Here is a 1,328-nt window from a genome sequence, read left to right as displayed (position 1 = left end):
TCTATCAGCAGGCCATCGCCCGCATTGCCACGGCGATCGACGGCGATTGACGGAACATGCACCGGGCAGAAGGCCCCGGCCATTTTTGACTTGATCGAAAACCCGGCGTGAATGCCGGGTTTTTATTTGATTTCGAGCGTGTAGGAGCAGCCGGCCAGGGTCTTGCCGGGATGGGACTCGACGGTCGAGACGTTGAGCTTGACGTCGGTGGAGAAGGTCAATCCTTCCGACTCTTCGGTGCTTTGGACAACGACCTTTTCGCCAAGGAATTTTTGCGGCGTGGAAAACACGGCCATGACGTCGAGTTCTTTTGCAAGCTCCGGCGCGGCAACGCCGTCGAGCACGGCCATCGGCCCCGCAGCGGTAAACACGATCGATCCTGTCTCGCGGTTGAACACGCGGATTTTGGCCGGCAGTTCGTATTGGCTGAGAAACGGATTGGCGGAGGCAACCTCCTTCCAGCCAAGCGTTTCAACGGCACCCGGTGCGCTGGACAGCCACAGGGCAAAGTCGTTGTAAGTCGGAACGTCCGCCCTGCACTCGATCAGCGCGGGAAGGTCAAGAGAGGCGGGGTCGAACTCCTGGCCGGCGGCCGGCGTCGCCAGAACAACCAGCGGCGCCAGGCAGCGACCGAAACCGCGCATCCGCCCTACTTGGCGCGGTTGCGCGCTGCCAGCGTTCTCAGCCGCAGTGCATTGAGGCGGATGAAGCCGGCGGCGTCCTTCTGGTCATAGGCGCCACGGTCATCCTCGAAAGTGACCAGCGCATCGGAGTAAAGCGTCTTCTTCGACTTGCGGCCGGTGACCATGACGTTGCCCTTGTAGAGCTTGAGCCGCACCGTGCCCTCGACGTCTTCCTGGCTCTTGTCGATCATCGCCTGCAGCATCAGCCGTTCGGGCGCAAACCAGAAGCCGTTATAGATCAGCTCGGCGTAACGCGGCATGAACTCGTCCTTGAGGTGGGCCGCACCTCGGTCGAGCGTGATCGATTCGATGGCCCGGTGGGCGGCGATCAGGATGGTGCCGCCTGGCGTTTCGTAGACGCCGCGCGACTTCATGCCGACGAAGCGGTTCTCGACCAGGTCGAGCCGGCCGATGCCATTGTCGCGGCCGAGATCGTTGAGCGCCGCCAGCATGGTTGCCGGCGACAGCTTCTTGCCGTTGAGCGCGATCGGGTCGCCCTTCAGGAACTCGATCTCGATCTCGGTGACCTTGTCGGGCGCATCCATCGGCGAAACGGTGCGCTGGTGGACGAATTCCGGCGGCTCGCTCCATGGATCTTCCAGAACCTTGCCCTCGGAAGAGGAGTGCAGCAGGTTGGCGTCGACC

1 protein-coding gene and 1 pseudogene are annotated in these 1,328 nt (G+C 62.3%); both read right to left on the bottom strand.

Translation table 11 applies throughout. From position 1 onward, the window contains the following. Window positions 1-122: 122 nt before the first annotated feature. The gene (locus EN994_RS31815) at window positions 123-644 is read right to left on the bottom strand and encodes a hypothetical protein (RefSeq protein ID WP_027162880.1); all 522 of its coding nucleotides are present in this window, start codon (window positions 642-644) and stop codon (window positions 123-125) included. Window positions 645-649: 5 nt separating this feature from the next. After that, window positions 650-1,328: pseudogene (locus EN994_RS31810) on the bottom strand (argininosuccinate synthase domain-containing protein); the annotation flags it as partial.

The organism is Mesorhizobium sp. M7A.F.Ca.CA.002.09.1.1, assembly GCF_003998555.1.
In the GTDB taxonomy this organism is placed as follows: domain Bacteria; phylum Pseudomonadota; class Alphaproteobacteria; order Rhizobiales; family Rhizobiaceae; genus Mesorhizobium; species Mesorhizobium ciceri.
Note: the sequence above shows the minus strand (reverse complement) of the source record. Positions and strands in the feature narration are given on the sequence as shown.